The sequence below is a fragment of the Enterobacter sp. E20 genome, from assembly GCF_000801755.2.
GTDB lineage: Bacteria > Pseudomonadota > Gammaproteobacteria > Enterobacterales > Enterobacteriaceae > Enterobacter > Enterobacter asburiae_B.
This window is the reverse complement of sequence record NZ_CP012999.1, coordinates 198767-216170: the sequence shown is the minus strand read 5'-3', so window position 1 is coordinate 216170 and position 17404 is coordinate 198767. Positions and strand designations below refer to the sequence as shown.

General features: G+C 53.1%; 14 protein-coding genes and 4 tRNA genes. 1 reads left to right on the top strand and 17 read right to left on the bottom strand.

Translation table 11 applies throughout. The features are described from left to right. Window positions 1–20 precede the first annotated feature (20 nt). The 12 genes from rpoB to NI40_RS00915 all read right to left on the bottom strand — a co-directional run bounded on the left by rpoB (window position 21) and on the right by NI40_RS00915 (window position 9786). Window positions 21–4049 carry a DNA-directed RNA polymerase subunit beta gene (gene rpoB, locus NI40_RS00970; protein WP_039262351.1) on the bottom strand — a complete coding sequence of 1343 codons (4029 nt, stop codon included), beginning with the start codon at window positions 4047–4049 and terminating at the stop codon, window positions 21–23. 319 nt (window positions 4050–4368) lie between these two features. Beyond that, window positions 4369–4734: a 50S ribosomal protein L7/L12 gene (gene rplL, locus NI40_RS00965; protein ID WP_006176746.1), complete on the bottom strand. Its 366-nt coding sequence runs from the start codon at window positions 4732–4734 to the stop codon at window positions 4369–4371. A gap of 66 nt (window positions 4735–4800) precedes the next feature. Further along, on the bottom strand, window positions 4801–5298 hold the full coding sequence (gene rplJ / locus NI40_RS00960; protein ID WP_001207203.1) for a 50S ribosomal protein L10: 498 nt from the start codon (window positions 5296–5298) through the stop codon (window positions 4801–4803). 291 nt (window positions 5299–5589) lie between these two features. Further along, entirely contained in the window at window positions 5590–6294 is a 705-nt protein-coding gene (gene rplA / locus NI40_RS00955; RefSeq protein WP_006810530.1) for a 50S ribosomal protein L1, read from the bottom strand. Between the two features lie 3 nt (window positions 6295–6297). Next, a complete protein-coding gene (gene rplK, locus NI40_RS00950; protein WP_008503452.1) occupies window positions 6298–6726 on the bottom strand; it encodes a 50S ribosomal protein L11 in 429 nt (142 codons plus the stop codon). Between the two features lie 155 nt (window positions 6727–6881). After that, a complete protein-coding gene (gene nusG / locus NI40_RS00945; RefSeq protein WP_002438628.1) occupies window positions 6882–7427 on the bottom strand; it encodes a transcription termination/antitermination protein NusG in 546 nt (181 codons plus the stop codon). 1 nt (window position 7428) lies between these two features. After that, on the bottom strand, window positions 7429–7812 hold the full coding sequence (gene secE / locus NI40_RS00940; protein ID WP_014068449.1) for a preprotein translocase subunit SecE: 384 nt from the start codon (window positions 7810–7812) through the stop codon (window positions 7429–7431). Window positions 7813–8040: 228 nt separating this feature from the next. Then, window positions 8041–9225 carry an elongation factor Tu gene (gene tuf, locus NI40_RS00935; RefSeq protein ID WP_014068448.1) on the bottom strand — a complete coding sequence of 395 codons (1185 nt, stop codon included), beginning with the start codon at window positions 9223–9225 and terminating at the stop codon, window positions 8041–8043. A 118-nt stretch (window positions 9226–9343) separates the two neighbouring features. Then, window positions 9344–9419 (bottom strand) — tRNA-Thr (locus NI40_RS00930). Window positions 9420–9425: 6 nt separating this feature from the next. Beyond that, window positions 9426–9500, bottom strand: a tRNA-Gly gene (locus NI40_RS00925). A gap of 117 nt (window positions 9501–9617) precedes the next feature. Beyond that, window positions 9618–9702 (bottom strand) — tRNA-Tyr (locus NI40_RS00920). A gap of 8 nt (window positions 9703–9710) precedes the next feature. Then, window positions 9711–9786: transfer RNA gene (locus NI40_RS00915), tRNA-Thr, on the bottom strand. 317 nt (window positions 9787–10103) lie between these two features. Between NI40_RS00915 and coaA the strand changes: the two genes are divergently transcribed. Next, window positions 10104–11054: a type I pantothenate kinase gene (gene coaA / locus NI40_RS00910; protein ID WP_021242480.1), complete on the top strand. Its 951-nt coding sequence runs from the start codon at window positions 10104–10106 to the stop codon at window positions 11052–11054. A gap of 44 nt (window positions 11055–11098) precedes the next feature. Here the strand turns inward: coaA and dppF are convergent, their stop codons facing one another. From dppF to dppA, 5 genes are all read right to left on the bottom strand, one after another. Beyond that, the gene (gene dppF / locus NI40_RS00905) at window positions 11099–12112 is read right to left on the bottom strand and encodes a dipeptide ABC transporter ATP-binding subunit DppF (RefSeq protein WP_039261191.1); all 1014 of its coding nucleotides are present in this window, start codon (window positions 12110–12112) and stop codon (window positions 11099–11101) included. Continuing rightward, window positions 12109–13092, bottom strand: coding sequence for a dipeptide ABC transporter ATP-binding protein (gene dppD / locus NI40_RS00900; RefSeq protein ID WP_008502772.1), 984 nt, complete (start codon window positions 13090–13092; stop codon window positions 12109–12111). The genes dppF and dppD overlap by 4 nt, the downstream gene beginning before the upstream one ends. Before the next feature lie 10 nt (window positions 13093–13102). Then, complete coding sequence (gene dppC, locus NI40_RS00895; RefSeq protein ID WP_029742039.1) at window positions 13103–14005, bottom strand: dipeptide ABC transporter permease DppC; 903 nt, start codon at window positions 14003–14005, stop codon at window positions 13103–13105. Between the two features lie 9 nt (window positions 14006–14014). Next, window positions 14015–15034, bottom strand: a complete 1020-nt coding sequence (gene dppB, locus NI40_RS00890; RefSeq protein WP_023334097.1) for a dipeptide ABC transporter permease DppB — start codon at window positions 15032–15034, stop codon at window positions 14015–14017. 161 nt (window positions 15035–15195) lie between these two features. Then, window positions 15196–16803: a dipeptide ABC transporter periplasmic-binding protein DppA gene (gene dppA, locus NI40_RS00885; RefSeq protein ID WP_039261188.1), complete on the bottom strand. Its 1608-nt coding sequence runs from the start codon at window positions 16801–16803 to the stop codon at window positions 15196–15198. Between the last annotated feature and the right edge of the window lie 601 nt (window positions 16804–17404).

The following is a 17404-nucleotide window of genomic DNA, read 5'->3' as shown; positions in this document are numbered from 1 at the left end:
GTGACCTGTTTGAGCGAGAATTACTCGTCTTCCAGTTCGATGTTGATACCCAGCGAACGAATCTCTTTCAACAATACGTTGAAGGATTCTGGCATGCCCGGTTCCATCTGATGGTTGCCGTCCACGATGTTTTTATACATCTTGGTACGACCGTTCACGTCATCAGACTTAACGGTGAGCATTTCCTGCAGGGTGTATGCCGCGCCGTATGCTTCCAGCGCCCACACTTCCATCTCCCCGAAGCGCTGACCACCGAACTGTGCCTTACCACCCAGCGGCTGCTGAGTAACCAGGCTATAAGAACCGGTAGAACGAGCGTGCATCTTGTCGTCGACCAGGTGGTTCAGTTTCAGCATGTACATGTAACCTACGGTTACCGGACGCTCGAACTGTTCACCGGTACGGCCGTCAAACAGCGTAATCTGACCAGACGTTGGCAGACCACCCAGTTGCAGCAGCTCTTTAATTTCAGCTTCTTTCGCGCCATCGAAGACCGGCGTTGCGATTGGCATACCTTTTTTCAGGTTCTCAGCCAGACGCAGCACTTCTTCATCGCTGAAGGTATTCAGGTCGACTTTCTGACGCACGTCAGTACCCAGATCGTAGGCACGCTGGATGAATTCACGCAGTTTCGCGACTTCTTCCTGCTGCTTCAGCATGGCGTTAATCTTGTCGCCGATACCTTTCGCAGCCATACCCAGGTGAGTTTCCAGGATCTGACCGATGTTCATACGAGACGGTACGCCCAGCGGGTTCAGTACGATATCTACCGGCGTACCGTTAGCATCGTGCGGCATATCTTCGATCGGGTTGATCTTAGAGATAACACCCTTGTTACCGTGACGACCTGCCATCTTATCACCAGGCTGGATCTGACGTTTAACGGCCAGATACACCTTAACAATCTTCAGCACGCCTGGTGCCAGATCGTCGCCCTGAGTGATTTTGCGGCGTTTCGCTTCGAGTTTTTTCTCGAACTCGTGTTTCAGTTCGTCATACTGCTCAGCCAGCTGTTCCAGCTGATTTTGTTTCTCTTCGTCGGTCAGGCCCAGTTCCAGCCAGCGATCGCGTGGCAGTTTGTCGAGCTTCTCAGATTCAACGCCACCGGCAACCAGCACCGCATAGATACGGCTGAACAGACCCGCTTCGAGGATCTGCAGTTCTTCAGACAGGTCTTTCTTAGCCTGTTTGAGCTGCATCTCTTCGATTTCCAGCGCACGCTTATCTTTCTCAACGCCGTCACGGGTGAAGACCTGAACGTCGATAACCGTACCGGAAACACCGTTTGGTACGCGCAGAGAAGAGTCTTTAACGTCAGACGCTTTCTCACCGAAGATTGCACGCAGCAGTTTCTCTTCTGGCGTCAGCTGGGTTTCACCTTTCGGTGTAACCTTACCAACCAGAATGTCGCCGCCGGTCACTTCCGCACCGATGTAAACGATACCGGATTCATCCAGTTTGGAGAGCGCAGCTTCACCCACGTTAGGGATGTCAGCGGTGATCTCTTCTGGCCCCAGCTTGGTGTCACGAGACACACATGCCAGTTCCTGAATGTGGATGGTGGTGAAACGATCTTCCTGAACCACACGCTCGGAGACGAGGATGGAGTCTTCGAAGTTGTAACCGTTCCACGGCATGAACGCTACGCGCATGTTCTGACCGAGCGCCAGTTCACCGAGGTCGGTGGACGGACCGTCTGCCAGCACGTCGCCGCGCTCAACTGGCTCACCCAGAGATACGCAAGGCATCTGGTTGATACAGGTGTTCTGGTTAGAACGGGTGTATTTGGTCAGGTTATAAATGTCGATACCAGCTTCGCCCGGATACATCTCGTCTTCGTTAACTTTGATAACGATACGGGATGCATCGACGTACTGAACAGTACCGCCACGTTTAGCAACTGCAGTAACACCGGAGTCAACGGCAACAGCACGTTCCATACCGGTACCAACCAGCGGCTTATCAGCGCGCAGAGTTGGAACGGCCTGACGTTGCATGTTCGCACCCATCAATGCACGGTTGGCGTCATCGTGTTCCAGGAACGGGATCAGGGACGCACCGACGGATACCACCTGCTGGGTGGATACGTCCATGTAGTCAACCTGGTCGCGGCTGAACAAGCTGGATTCGCCTTTGCTACGGCAGGTAACCAGATCTTCTACAAAGTGGCCTTCGTCATCCAGGTTGGAGTTCGCCTGAGCGATAACGTAGTTGCCTTCTTCGATAGCAGACAGGTAGTGAATTTCGTCGGTTACAACACCGTCTGTCACTTTACGGTACGGGGTCTCGAGGAAACCGTATTCGTTAGTCTGTGCGTACACGGACAGGGAGTTGATCAGACCGATGTTTGGACCTTCAGGCGTTTCGATTGGACATACGCGACCGTAGTGCGTCGGGTGTACGTCTCGAACTTCAAAGCCTGCGCGTTCACGGGTCAGACCGCCTGGGCCGAGTGCAGAGATACGACGTTTGTGCGTAATCTCAGACAGCGGGTTGTTCTGGTCCATGAACTGAGACAGCTGGCTTGAACCGAAGAACTCTTTCACTGCTGCAGAAATCGGTTTGGCGTTGATCATATCCTGAGGCATCAGGGTATCCAGATCGCCCAGAGACAGACGCTCTTTCACCGCACGCTCTACACGTACCAGGCCAACGCGGAATTGGTTTTCCGCCATTTCGCCTACGGAACGGATACGACGGTTGCCGAGGTGGTCGATATCGTCCACTTCGCCTTTACCGTTACGGATATCGATGAGCTTCTTCATCACTTCGATGATGTCGTCTTTGCTCAGGATACCGGAACCTTCGATTTCGTCGCGCAGCAGAGAACGGTTGAACTTCATACGACCAACCGCGGACAGATCGTAGCGGTCTTCGGAGAAGAACAGGTTCTCGAACAGGCTTTCCGCCGCTTCGCGAGTTGGTGGCTCACCAGGACGCATCATGCGGTAGATTTCTACCAGCGCGCTCAGACGATCGGTGGTTGGGTCGACGCGAATAGTCTCAGAGATATACGCGCCGTGGTCCAGATCGTTGGTGAACAGCGTTTCGATACGTTTGTGGCCAGACTGGCTCAGCTTAGCCAGCAGATCCAGGCTCAGCTCCATGTTCGCTGGGCAGATCAGCTCACCCGTTGACTCGTCAACGTAATCTTTCGCGGCTACTTTTCCTGCAATGTACTCAACCGGAACTTCGATGAGTTTGATATCATCTTTTTCCAGCTGGCGGATGTGGCGCGCGGTGATACGGCGACCTTTTTCCACATACACTTTGCCGTCGGCTTCGATGTCGAACGACGCGGTCTCGCCACGCAGACGTTCCGGCACCAGCTCCATCTGCAGCTTGTTGTCGCGGATTTCAAAGATCACTTTCTCAAAGAACAGGTCCAGGATCTGTTCAGTGGTGTATTGCAGCGCACGCAGAATGATGGTTGCAGGCAGCTTACGACGACGGTCGATACGGACAAACAGGTTGTCTTTCGGATCGAACTCGAAGTCCAGCCATGAACCACGGTAAGGAATGATGCGTGCGTTATACAGTACTTTACCGGAAGAGTGTGTTTTACCTTTATCGCTGTCGAAGAAGACGCCCGGGCTACGGTGCAGCTGGGAAACGATAACACGCTCAGTACCGTTGATAACGAAAGTACCGTTGTCTGTCATGAGTGGAATTTCACCCATGTAGACTTCTTGTTCTTTAATGTCTTTTACGGTGCCTTCCGGCGCTTCGCGCTCGTAGATCACCAGACGCAGTTTTACGCGCAGCGGTGCGGAATAGGTCACGCCACGGATCTGACATTCCTGAACGTCAAACACCGGTTCGCCAAGGCGGTAGCTGACGTACTGCAGCTCGGAGTTACCGCTGTAGCTCTGAATCGGGAACACGGAGCGGAAGGCTGCTTCCAGACCGTACTGCCCTTCAGGATCTTGCTCGATAAACTTCTGGAACGAGTCAAGCTGGATAGAAAGGAGATATGGAATGTCCAGAACTTGTGGACGTTTACCAAAATCCTTACGAATACGTTTTTTCTCGGTATAGGAGTAAACCATAGGGTTCCTCAGCTCGCTGACAAGTCGACCCATCTGTCCGACGAAGGGACAGTTTGTGCAACACCATTTTGTGGACCGGAAAATTGAATACTTTCCGCAATACCTGTTGCTATCACGCTTAAATCATTTCGTCGCGATTTACACAGAGCGAGCACCCTGTCGCAATATATTAAGTCGTCGATAGAAACATGCATTGTCAGGACAATCAGCAGTCAAACAGTGTGAAATGCTACTGATGCCTTACAGCGCAAAAAGGCTGGTGACTAAAAAGTCACCAGCCATCAGCCTAATTACTCAGGCTGCAACCAGAAAAGTTGGCTTATTTAACTTCAACTTCAGCGCCAGCTTCTTCCAGAGATTTTTTCAGTGCTTCTGCGTCGTCTTTGCTCACGCCTTCTTTCAGCGCAGCTGGAGCAGATTCTACCAGGTCTTTAGCTTCTTTCAGACCCAGGCCAGTTGCGCCACGTACTGCTTTGATAACAGCAACTTTGTTAGCGCCAGCAGCTTTCAGAATTACGTCGAATTCAGTTTTTTCTTCAGCAGCTTCAGCCGGGCCCGCAGCTACAGCTACAGCAGCAGCAGCAGAAACACCGAATTTTTCTTCCATTGCAGAAATCAGTTCTACAACGTCCATTACGGACATAGCTGCAACTGCTTCAATGATTTGATCTTTAGTGATAGACATTTAAATTGTTCCTGAAAATCAGAATAAGTTTATACGTAAGCAAATGCTTTATAAAGATAACTGCGATTAAGCAGCTTCTTTCGCATCGCGAACAGCAGCCAGAGTGCGAACCAGTTTGCCAGCCGAAGCTTCTTTCATGGTTGCCATCAGGCGTGCAATTGCTTCTTCGTAGGTCGGCAGGGTTGCCAGGCGATCGATTTGCGATGCCGGGATCAACTCACCTTCAAAGGCTGCAGCTTTGACCTCAAATTTTGCATTCGCTTTCGCGAACTCTTTGAACAGACGAGCAGCAGCGCCCGGGTGTTCCATAGAGTATGCAATCAGGGTCGGACCAACAAACGTGTCTTTCAGGCACTCGAACTGAGTACCTTCAACTACGCGACGCAGCAGGGTGTTACGAACAACACGCATGTATACGCCAGCTTCACGACCTGCTTTACGCAGTTCAGTCATTTTGTCTACAGTAACGCCACGGGAATCCGCAACTACTGCAGACAGCGCGCCTTTGGCTACTTCGCTGACTTCAGCAACAATCGCTTGTTTGTCTTGAAGATTTAAAGCCATTAGCTTTGCTCCTGGATGTTTGCCGGAACTCATGTTCCGGAACTCACTTCACTCTCCCAAACGGAAAGAGCGTCTTAATACGGTGAGCAGAAACAAGCCAGAGTATCCAAAAATAATCTTAGCGTTCTGTCACCGTCTACGCAGGGGATTAAGTCTCTTGCGAAACACCTGCGGTCTTCGACGGAGGCCTGGATTAGGCCAGGCTCCAACGAACAAATCTTTTAGCCGCTAACTTTCGTTAGCAAACGTGGGGGTAAGATTGTAGACAAAATCACCGCCCACGTAAAGGCATTAGTTTGCAGCAGCGCTCAGGCCAGCCTGGTCAACTGCAACACCTGCACCCATGGTGGTGGAGATGCTAACTTTCTTGATGTACACGCCTTTCGCCTGAGTTGGTTTTGCTTTTTTCAGCGCAACCAGCAGAGCTTCCAGGTTTTCTTTCAGTTTGTCAGCGTCAAAGTCCACTTTACCGATGGTGGTGTGGATGATGCCGTTTTTGTCGTTACGATAACGAACCTGACCTGCTTTAGCGTTCTTAACCGCTTCAGCAACGTTAGGAGTTACAGTACCGACTTTCGGGTTAGGCATCAGGCCGCGTGGACCCAGAACCTGGCCCAGCTGGCCAACAACGCGCATTGCATCTGGAGAAGCAATAACAACGTCAAAGTTCATTTCGCCTTTCTTGATCTGATCAGCCAGATCTTCCATACCTACCAGTTCAGCGCCGGCAGCTTTAGCAGCTTCAGCGTTTGCACCCTGAGCAAATACAGCTACACGAACGGAACGGCCAGTACCGTGTGGCAGTACAGTTGCGCCACGAACGTTCTGATCGGATTTACGCGCGTCGATGCCGAGGTTAACGGCAACGTCAACGCTTTCAACGAACTTAGCAGTTGCCAGTTCTTTCAGCAGAGCGATAGCTTCGTTGATGTCGTACTGTTTGGTCGCATCAACTTTGTCACGGATCACGGACATGCGCTTGGTCAGTTTAGCCATTTCTTAGTCCTCCACTACCAGGCCCATGGAACGTGCAGTACCTTCGATTGAGCGAGTCATCGCTTCAATGTCGGCACCAGTCATGTCGGCAGCTTTGGTCTGCGCGATTTCCTGCAGCTGAGCGCGGGAAATTTTACCCACTTTGTCTTTGTTCGGTTTACCGGAACCAGACTTGATACCAGCCGCTTTCTTCAGCAGAACAGCTGCTGGAGGGGTTTTGGTAACGAAAGTGAAAGAACGGTCAGCGTAAACAGTGATTACGACTGGGATTGGCAGACCTTTTTCCAGGGATTCGGTTTTGGCGTTGAACGCTTTACAGAATTCCATGATGTTCACACCCTGCTGACCCAGAGCTGGACCAACTGGTGGACTTGGGTTCGCCATACCAGCTGCAACCTGCAGCTTGACGTAGGCTTGTACTTTCTTAGCCATTCTAAAATCCTCTGATTGGGTGATAGCGCCTCAGGGAGGCTCCCCGTGAATAAAATTCGTTTTACGGGCCGGACCCATAAAAACAAAAGGCGCGAAATTGTATTCCAATCTCGCGCCCTGTGCAACGATTAAATCGCCGCTTTTTTGATCGCTGCTTAGGCTTTTTCGACCTGCGCAAAGTCCAGTTCTACCGGGGTCGCACGACCGAAGATAGAAACGGAAACTTTCAGGCGGGACTTCTCGTAGTCAACTTCTTCAACCACACCGTTAAAGTCAGCAAACGGACCGTCGCTAACACGAACCATTTCACCCGGTTCAAACAGCGTTTTCGGACGCGGCTTATCACCCACCTGCTGCAGGCGGTTCATAATCGCATCAACTTCTTTGTCGCTGATTGGCGCCGGACGGTCAGACGTGCCGCCGATAAAGCCCATCACGCGCGGTACGCTGCGCACCAGGTGCCAGCTCGCGTCGTTCATCACCATCTGAACCAGCACGTAACCCGGGAAGAATTTACGCTCGCTTTTGCGACGTTGGCCGCCACGGATCTCAACCACTTCTTCGGTCGGAACCATAACTTCGCCAAATAACTCTTCCATGTTGTGTAATTTGATATGCTCACGCAGCGACGTTGCTACGCGGCCTTCAAAACCGGAAAACGCCTGAACGACGTACCAACGCTTTTTAGGGGCTTCAGACATCTTAGAACCTCAGGCCAGTAATAAAGGAAACCAGGCGAACCAGAATACCATCCAGTCCCCACAGGATCAGTGACATTACCGCAGTCACTGCAGCCACGATCAGCGTGGTATGCAATGTTTCCTGGCGAGTCGGCCAAATGACCTTGCGGACTTCGGTACGTGCTTCGCGAGCGAAAGCAACGGTTGCTTTACCCTTAGTCGTCAACAGCGCGACACCGCCCGCTGCAGCAATCAGAATCACCACTGCCAGCGCGCGGAGCGGCAGCATCATGTCACGATAAAGATAGTTGCCAACGATTGCCACAATCAGCAGCACGGCAACAGCGACCCACTTCATCGCTTCCAGGCCGCGCCCGCTCCCTTGAGCTTCGGTATTCGCACTCATAAACCAACCTGTCAGAAGAATTCTACAAATAATTTCACCCCGCGATTGCGAGGCGAGCCAAATCGAAACGCTAATCCCTTTATGGATTATACGCTCTCTGCAGAGCCTGTCTCAGCAATGATTATGACAAAAATAATCACTGATGAGCCAGGTTCTGATGTGAAAGCGTGCAAAAAGGGCATCAAATGATGCCCTTTTCATGCGCATTGCGTCAAATGTTATCAGCGATTAGCCGAGAACTTTAGCAACCACGCCCGCGCCAACGGTACGGCCGCCTTCACGGATTGCGAAACGCAGACCGTCGTCCATCGCGATTGGGTGGATCAGAGTCACAACCATCTTGATGTTGTCGCCTGGCATTACCATCTCAACGCCTTCTGGCAGTTCGATGGTACCGGTCACGTCAGTTGTACGGAAGTAGAACTGTGGACGGTAGCCTTTGAAGAACGGAGTATGACGGCCGCCTTCGTCTTTGGACAGGATGTACACTTCAGATTCGAACTTGGTGTGTGGCTTGATTGAGCCTGGCTTCGCCAGAACCTGACCACGTTCGATTTCTTCACGTTTGATACCACGCAGCAGAACACCAACGTTCTCACCAGCACGGCCTTCGTCCAGCAGTTTGCGGAACATTTCAACGCCAGTACAGGTAGACTTCGCAGTCTCTTTGATACCAACGATTTCAACTTCTTCGCCAACTTTGATGATACCGCGCTCTACACGACCAGTAACAACGGTACCACGACCGGAGATGGAGAATACGTCTTCGATTGGCAGCAGGAATGGCTTGTCAATCGCACGCTCTGGTTCTGGGATGTAAGAATCCAGGAAGCCAGCCAGTTCGATGATTTTCGCTTCCCACTCAGCTTCGCCTTCCAGCGCTTTCAGAGCAGAACCACGAACGATTGGAGTATCGTCGCCCGGGAAATCGTACTGAGACAGCAGTTCACGAACTTCCATCTCTACCAGTTCCAGCAGCTCTTCGTCATCAACCATGTCGCATTTGTTCAGGAACACGATGATGAAAGGAACGCCTACCTGACGACCCAGCAGGATGTGCTCACGAGTCTGAGGCATTGGGCCGTCAGTCGCAGCAACAACCAGGATCGCGCCGTCCATCTGCGCAGCACCGGTGATCATGTTTTTAACATAGTCGGCGTGGCCTGGGCAGTCTACGTGTGCGTAGTGGCGAGTCGGGGTGTCGTACTCAACGTGAGAGGTGTTGATGGTGATACCACGAGCTTTTTCTTCTGGTGCGTTATCGATCTGGTCGAATGCACGAGCAGAACCACCGTAGGTTTTTGCCAGAACGGTAGTGATTGCAGCGGTCAGCGTTGTTTTACCATGGTCAACGTGGCCGATAGTACCGACGTTAACGTGCGGTTTTGTACGTTCAAACTTTTCTTTAGACATCGATTGTCCCTCTAAGACACGGATAAATCGGTGATATCACCACATCAACCAGGCGAAATGCCTGAATTGTTGAATACAGTAAAATTGAAACAGAGAGAAACGGGAAGGAGAAGTGAAGTGGTGCTGATACCCAGAGTCGAACTGGGGACCTCACCCTTACCAAGGGTGCGCTCTACCAACTGAGCCATATCAGCACGTATTGGAGCGGGCAGCGGGAATCGAACCCGCATCATCAGCTTGGAAGGCTGAGGTAATAGCCATTATACGATGCCCGCATCCTGAAACTCGGCTACCCAGTTCTTTCTGTAACAAAAAAAGAGATTTCTCTCTTTTTCAGTTTGAGCTGGCTAATTTTTCCAACCAGCTCCGGCGGCATTTACGCTGCCAGAAAGTGGTGGTGGGGGAAGGATTCGAACCTTCGAAGTCTGTGACGGCAGATTTACAGTCTGCTCCCTTTGGCCGCTCGGGAACCCCACCGGACTTGATGGTGCCGACTACCGGAATCGAACTGGTGACCTACTGATTACAAGTCAGTTGCTCTACCTACTGAGCTAAGTCGGCATCAAGTAGCGCGCATTCTATGGATACCTGCGCGGTCATGCAACTAAAAATTTGCATAAAACGTTCTTTCGCTCACATTTTATGCGAACAGCGTATCGGACGCTGTAAAAGTAGTCATTTGAGGTCAAATATTCAACATATCATCGTGATTTGCACCGTATTCACCGTAGCGTGACGGCTTCCGCGTAACGCAGCGCTTTCCATCTTTTTTCTTATTATTCCCGTCATCTGGTGTTAACCTCCTGCCCATTGTCCAAAATTAACTGTGTGATGAGCCATAATCCGGCAGTGTGATGCTGGCTCACTGAAGCATGCTTATGAGCAAAAAAGAGCAAACGTTAATGACGCCTTATCTTCACTTTAACCGCAGCCAGTGGGCTGCCCTGCGTGATTCCGTCCCTATGACGCTGACGGAAGGTGAAATCGCACGGTTAAAAGGGATAAACGAAGATCTGTCCCTGGAAGAGGTGGCAGAAATTTATCTCCCCCTCTCTCGCTTGCTTAACTTCTATATCAGCTCGAACCTGCGCCGTCAGGCCGTGCTGGAGCAGTTTCTCGGGACGAACGGTCAACGCATTCCTTATATCATTAGTATCGCAGGCAGCGTGGCCGTGGGTAAAAGTACCACCGCGCGCGTCCTGCAGGCGCTGTTAAGCCGCTGGCCGGAACACCGCAGCGTGGAGCTGATCACCACCGACGGCTTCCTGCACCCGAACGAGGTGTTAAAAGAACGTGGGCTGATGAAGAAGAAAGGTTTCCCGCTTTCTTATGATATGCACCGTCTGGTGAAATTTGTCTCTGACCTGAAATCCGGCGTGCCGCACGTGACTGCGCCAGTCTATTCGCACCTGATCTACGATCGCATCCCGGGTGGGGATAAAACCGTGGTCCAGCCGGACATCCTGATTCTGGAAGGTCTGAACGTGCTGCAAAGCGGGATGGACTATCCTCACGACCCGCATCACGTATTCGTCTCGGATTTCGTCGATTTCTCTATTTATGTCGATGCGCCGGAAGACCTGCTGCAAAACTGGTACATCAACCGCTTCCTGAAGTTCCGCGAAGGGGCGTTCACTGACCCGGATTCCTATTTCCACCACTATGCCCAGCTTTCTGAAGAGGAAGCGATCAACGTGGCGACGGGGCTGTGGAATGAGATCAACTACGTGAACCTCAAAGAGAACATCCTGCCGACGCGCGAGCGTGCGAGCCTGATCCTCACCAAGAGCGAGAAGCACGCCGTCGACCAGATTCGCCTGCGGAAATAATCAAGCAGACATAAAAAAACCGGCTAAGCGCCGGTTTTTTTTCGTTATGGATGTGGCTTCTCGCCATTTTCATCCTGATCGACCGCGAAGCAGGCAACCAGCTGGCCGCCATAATCCTTCAGCTGCGGCTGGAGCTGGGTACATGGGCCAAAGCGGCGACTGCAGCGGGCGTTGAATGCACATCCCGGAGGCGGATTCAGCGGGCTTGGCAGTTCACCCGTCAGCTTAATACGCTCACGACGATCGTCCGGGTTCAGACGCGGCGTCGCAGACAGCAGCGCCTGGGTATACGGGTGACGAGGGTTATTAAAGATCTGGTCTTTAGTCCCCTTCTCCACGCAGCGCCCCAGGTACATCACCATCACTTCATCGGCAATATGCTCAACCACCGACAGGTCGTGGGAGATGAACACGTAAGAGAGCCCCAGCTCCTGCTGGAGATCCATCATCAGGTTCAGCACCTGCGCACGCACGGATACGTCGAGCGCGGAGACCGGCTCATCGGCAATCACCACGTCCGGATCGAGCATTAGCCCGCGGGCGATAGCGATACGCTGACGCTGGCCGCCGGAGAACATGTGCGGATAGCGATCGTAATGCTCGGTTTTGAGGCCGACCTTCGCCATCATCGCCAGCGCTTTTTCACGGCGCTGCTCTTTGCTCAGATTACTGTTGATGAGCAGCGGCTCTTCTAGAATCTGCCCGACTTTTTTACGCGGGTTTAAAGAACCGTACGGGTTCTGGAACACAATCTGGATTTTCTGGCGACGCAGCTTCTGCGCCTGCGGATCGTGCTTGAGCAGATCCTGCCCCTGATAATAGAGCTCCCCGCCGGTCGGCACTTCAATCATCGTCAGCAGACGGCCCAGCGTGGATTTGCCGCAGCCTGACTCCCCCACCACCGCCAGCGTTTTACCGCGTTCGAGGTTAAAGGAGACGCCGTCCAGCGCTTTCACCAGGCGTTCAGGGGCAAACAGCCCCTTCTTCACCGGGTAGTATTTTTTCAGATCGATGGCCTGCAACAGCGGCTGTTGCGTGGTGGCCTGTTGCGTACTCATAGTGTTGGCCTCCCGGCATCATCGAGTGGGTAGTGGCATTTCGACTGACGACCGTCAGCAAGCTGGTTAAGCTCTGGCTCTTCTGCCCGGCATTTGTCCGTTGCATACGGACAGCGCGGATTGAGCAGACAGCCCTGAGGACGGTCATATTTACCCGGTACCACACCCGGCAGCGATGCCAGACGCGCTTTGTCCTGGGCAAACTCCGGCAGCGCGCGTAAAAGCGCCTGGGTATACGGGTGACGCGGCGCGCGGAAAATATCGTGTGAATTTCCGGTTTCGACCACCTGGCCGGCATACATTACGATGATTTTGTGCGCGGCTTCGGCCACCAGCGCCAAATCGTGCGTAATCAGCACCAGCGCCATATTCTCTTTCTGCTGCAGCTCCAGCAGCAGTTCGATGATTTGCGCCTGGATGGTCACATCCAGCGCCGTCGTCGGTTCATCCGCAATCAGCAGTTTTGGTCGACAGGCAATCGCCATCGCGATCATCACGCGCTGGCTCATCCCACCTGAGAGCTGGTGCGGGTAAACGTCCAGACGCGATGCCGGGTCAGGAATACCCACCTGGTTCAGCAGGTCGATCGCCCGCTGACGACGGGTTTTCTTATTCCCGCCCTGATGCACCTTAATCGCTTCCATAATCTGGAAACCAACGGTGTAGCAAGGGTTCAGGCTGGTCATGGGATCCTGGAAAATCATCGCCACTTCGGCGCCCACCAGCTGGCGGCGCTGTTTTTCAGAAATGCGCTTCAGATCCTGACCGTTGAACTGCAGGTTTTCCGCCATCACGCGGCCCGGGTAATCAATCAGCCCCATAATCGCCAGTGAGCTCACTGACTTACCGGAACCGGACTCCCCGACAATGCCAACCACTTCGCCCTGATTTACGCTGTAGCTGATGCGGTCCACGGCGCGAAACGGGGTGCCTTCGTCACCGAAGTGCACCGATAATTTATCTACATTTAATAACGCCATCTCGTGCCTCTTACTGCTTCAGTTTGGGATCAAGCGCATCACGCAGGCCATCACCCATCAGGTTAAATGCCAGCACCGTCAGCAGGATTGCCAGACCCGGGAAGGTGACAACCCACCAGGCGCTTTGTGCGAACTGCAACACGTCGGAGAGCATGGTGCCCCACTCCGGTGTTGGCGGCTGCGCACCCATGCCCAGGAAGCCAAGAGCGGCCATATCAAGAATGGCGTTAGAGAAACCGAGCGACGCCTGAACAATCAGCGGCGCCAGGCAGTTAGGGAAGATATTCACGAACATCTGGCGCATCGCACCGGCACCCGCCACGCGAGAGGCCGTGACGTAATCGCGGTTCACTTCCACCAGTACCGCCGCACGGGTTAAACGCACGTAGTGAGGGAGCGCCACGAAGGTCAATGCCAGCGCGGCATTGCCTATCGACGGGCCGAAGATTGCCACCAGCACCAGCGCCAGCAGCAGGCTTGGCAGCGCCAGCATGATATCGACGATACGCATGATGATGTTATCAACGATGCCGCCGAAGTAACCGGCAACCAGGCCGAGTACAACGCCCATGATCAGCGACAGCACAACAACGAGACAGCCTACCAGCAGCGACAGGCGCGCGCCGTACATCAGACGCGACAGCACGTCGCGGCCCACGTCATCGGTACCCAGCAGGTGCGTCAGGCTACCGCCATCCTGCCACGCAGGCGGCGCGAGCAGCGCGTCGCGGAACTGGTCCGCCGGGTTATACGGTGCGAGGAAGTTCGCAAACACCGCAATCAGGATCATGATTACGACATACACCAGCCCTACCACCGCGCCTTTATTGCGCTTGAAGTAGTGCCAGAATTCCTGCAGCGGCGTCATAGGAACCGGTGCAGCGACCACTTTATTTTGAGTGACTTGTGACATGATGGTCCCTTACTTCTTATGACGAATACGCGGGTTCACCACGCCGTACAGCAAATCGACCAGCAGGTTGACGAGGATAATCATCGTCGCGACCAGCAGTACACCGCCCTGCACAACCGGATAGTCACGGCGTTGCAGCGCGTCAATCAGCCAGCGTCCAAGGCCCGGCCAGGAGAAGATGGTTTCGGTCAGGATCGCCCCCGCCAGCAACGTCCCCACCTGGAGACCGATAACGGTCACCACCGGCAGCATGGCATTACGCAGCGCATGGACGATGATGACGCGCATACGCGTCAGGCCCTTTGCGCGCGCGGTGCGGATATAATCCTCACCCAGCACTTCCAGCATCGATGAACGGGTCATTCGCACGATCACCGCCAGAGGAATGGTGCCCAGCACCATGGCAGGCAGGATCATGTGCGCCACGGCATCAATGAAGTTGCCCTCTTCGCCCCAGATAGCCGTATCAATCAGCATAAAGCCGGTGAGCGGGTTGGAGTCATCCAGGAAGACCATATCGCTGACGCGCCCGGAGACCGGTGTCAGGTTAAGCTGCACCGACACCAGCATGATCAGCATCATGCCCCACCAGAAGATAGGCATGGAGTAGCCGGTCAGCGCCAGGCCCACGGCGGTGTGGTCAAAAATAGAGCCACGCTTGACGGCAGCCAGTACCCCGACAGGAATACCCACCGCAGTGGCGAAAATCATGGCGCAGACGCCAAGCTCCAGCGTCGCTTTAAAACGCGGCACGAACTCGTCCCACACCGGAAGACGGCTTTTCAGCGAAATCCCTAAATCACCGTGCAACACGCCCCAGATATAGTGGAGGTACTGCTGCCACATCGGCTTATCGAGACCGAGTTCCGCCAGCAGCTGTGCATGGCGCTCAGGGGAAATACCACGCTCGCCCGCCATAATCATTACCGGGTCGCCGGGGATCATATGGACGAAGGCAAAAGTGAGAAGGGTGATACCGATAAACGTGGGGATAACAAGTCCCAGACGTCGGAGGATGAACTGCAACATAACCCGGATTCTCTCTGATGACGCACGACCAGTGGCGTGACGTCTGTATTGCTCACAAATGTAAATTCCCTCTCCTGGCGGGAGAGGGTTAGGGTGAAGGGCGTGCATGCATCCCCTCACCCCTGCCCTCTCCCGGAGGGAGAGGGAGAACACCCTACTTATTATTCAACAGATACGTTTTCGAAGTGGTGTTTGCCCAGTGGATCAACCACGTAGCCCTTCACTTCTTTACGCACTGGCTCGTACACGGTGGAGTGAGCAACAATCAGTGCCGGAGCCTGATCGTGCATAACAACCTGAGCCTGCTTGTACAGTTCGATACGTTTGTTGTGATCGTCGGTCGCACGCGCCGGCTGGATCAGGTCTTCAAACGGCTTGTAGCACCAGCGAGAGTAGTTAGAACCGTCTTTCGCCGCCGCGCAGCTGAACAGGGTGGCGAAGAAGTTGTCCGGATCCCCGTTATCACCGGTCCAGCCCATCATTACCGCCTGGTGCTCACCCGCTTTGGCGCGCTTCAGGTACTCGCCCCACTCGTAGGTCACAATCTTGGCCTGAACGCCAACTTTAGCCCAGTCAGCCTGAACCATTTCCGCCATACGGCGTGCGTTCGGGTTGTACGGACGCTGTACAGGCATCGCCCACAGCTCAACGGTAAAGCCTTTATCCTGGCCCGCTTCTTTCAGCAGCGCTTTCGCTTTCTCAGGATCGTAGGTGTAGTCTTTAACGTCGTCGTTATAGCCCCACATGGTTGGTGGGATCAGGTTTTTGGCAGCAACGCCAGCGCCCTGGTAAACCGCCTTGATGATCGCTTCTTTGTTCACCGCGTAGGTCAGCGCCTGACGCACTTTCACGTCATCAAACGGTTTCTTCTCGGTGTTGAAAGAGAGATAGCCCACGTTCAGGCCAGCCTGCTCCAGCAGGTTGATGTTCTTGTCCTGCTTCATGCGGGCGATATCAGCCGGGTTCGGGTACGGCATTACCTGGCATTCGTTTTTCTGCAGTTTTGCATAACGTACTGACGCATCAGGCGTGATGGAGAAGACCAGACGGTCGATCTGCGGCTTGGTGCCCCAGAAGCCTTCGAACGCTTTGTACAGAATGCGGGAGTCTTTCTGGTACTGCAGCAGCTGGAATGGACCGGTACCGATTGGGTTCAGGTCGACTTTTTCCGGCGTACCGGCTTTCAGCATGTTGTCCGCGTACTCTTTGGACAGAATTGAAGCGAAGTCCATGGCCAGGTCAGCCAGGAATGGCGCTTCCGGACGCGTCAGCACGAACTGAACCGTTTTATCGTCCACTTTTTTCACTTCAGCGATCAGGTCTGGCAGACCCATCCCTTCGAAGTATTCATAGCTGCCGCCAGACACTTTGTGGTACGGGTTCTGAGCGTTTTTCTGACGGTCGAAGGAGAACACAACGTCGTCGGCGTTAAAGTCGCGCGTTGGTTTGAATTCTTTGCTGTCCTGCCACTTCACGCCCTGGCGCAGGTGGAAGGTATAGGTTTTACCGTCTTCGCTGACGTCCCACTTCTCGGCCAGACCCGGAATCACTTCCGTGGTACCGGTTTTGAATTCAACCAGACGGTTATAGATCGGTACAGAGCTTGCGTCGTAAGTCGTACCAGAGGTAAAGAGCTGTGGGTTAAAGCCTTCCGGCGAGCCTTCAGAACAGTAAACCAGGGTTTTTGCCTGTACGCTTGCTGCCACGGTCATAGCCACCAGGCTCAGACCAAGCTTCAGCATCCCTGACTTCTTCAAGGAAATACTCATTATTCTGCTCCAATGTGATGTTTTGCTTTGTTGTGTTACGCCGCCAGACCTTTATTTATTTTTTACCCGGTCCGGTCGGTGATGCCCGAAGGCTTTAAAGGGATGGAGAATCCTTTCAGAAGAGCGTTTGAGTTGCAGCGCAGATCGTCCCTGAAATGCCCCTCATGCCCTACAATCTGTCAACAGAATGTGAAAACGTCAATACAGGTGACGGGGATTTACGCTGAGTGTGAGAAACCGCAAACAAAGATTAAAAAAACTATGCATGCCAGTTTTCAGCAGGGAAATTTATGCTACTCGCTATCTTGCAGCACAAGTCTCTTCATATTTCGCAACAATCAGTGATTAACTTTTATTCAGAATGGGTAAATTTTCTTGCAGAATGGTGATTATCTGAGCACTAAATACCGCGAACGTTAAAACGCACAGCGAAAAATGCTGAGGTTATCCATAAGCAACGCGAAAAAAGATCAATCTATATATAAAAAAATACAATGGATTATGTCACAAAATCGTTAACAGGCAGGGAGAAGCAGGCCTAAGGGGCGTTTTGGATACTCTGACGGGATAAGATCATAATGCAAAAAGGGCTAACCTTGCG

What these genes read in the sequence shown, in the direction of transcription:
- rpoB (WP_039262351.1), bottom strand. Translation starts at nt 4,049, where the DNA reads ATGGTTTACTCCTATACCGAGAAAAAACGTATTCGTAAGGATTTTGGT.
- rplL (WP_006176746.1), bottom strand. Translation starts at nt 4,734, where the DNA reads ATGTCTATCACTAAAGATCAAATCATTGAAGCAGTTGCAGCTATGTCC.
- rplJ (WP_001207203.1), bottom strand. Translation starts at nt 5,298, where the DNA reads ATGGCTTTAAATCTTCAAGACAAACAAGCGATTGTTGCTGAAGTCAGC.
- rplA (WP_006810530.1), bottom strand. Translation starts at nt 6,294, where the DNA reads ATGGCTAAACTGACCAAGCGCATGTCCGTGATCCGTGACAAAGTTGAT.
- rplK (WP_008503452.1), bottom strand. Translation starts at nt 6,726, where the DNA reads ATGGCTAAGAAAGTACAAGCCTACGTCAAGCTGCAGGTTGCAGCTGGT.
- nusG (WP_002438628.1), bottom strand. Translation starts at nt 7,427, where the DNA reads ATGTCTGAAGCCCCTAAAAAGCGTTGGTACGTCGTTCAGGCGTTTTCC.
- secE (WP_014068449.1), bottom strand. Translation starts at nt 7,812, where the DNA reads ATGAGTGCGAATACCGAAGCTCAAGGGAGCGGGCGCGGCCTGGAAGCG.
- tuf (WP_014068448.1), bottom strand. Translation starts at nt 9,225, where the DNA reads ATGTCTAAAGAAAAGTTTGAACGTACAAAACCGCACGTTAACGTCGGT.
- coaA (WP_021242480.1), top strand. Translation starts at nt 10,104, where the DNA reads ATGAGCAAAAAAGAGCAAACGTTAATGACGCCTTATCTTCACTTTAAC.
- dppF (WP_039261191.1), bottom strand. Translation starts at nt 12,112, where the DNA reads ATGAGTACGCAACAGGCCACCACGCAACAGCCGCTGTTGCAGGCCATC.
- dppD (WP_008502772.1), bottom strand. Translation starts at nt 13,092, where the DNA reads ATGGCGTTATTAAATGTAGATAAATTATCGGTGCACTTCGGTGACGAA.
- dppC (WP_029742039.1), bottom strand. Translation starts at nt 14,005, where the DNA reads ATGTCACAAGTCACTCAAAATAAAGTGGTCGCTGCACCGGTTCCTATG.
- dppB (WP_023334097.1), bottom strand. Translation starts at nt 15,034, where the DNA reads ATGTTGCAGTTCATCCTCCGACGTCTGGGACTTGTTATCCCCACGTTT.
- dppA (WP_039261188.1), bottom strand. Translation starts at nt 16,803, where the DNA reads ATGAGTATTTCCTTGAAGAAGTCAGGGATGCTGAAGCTTGGTCTGAGC.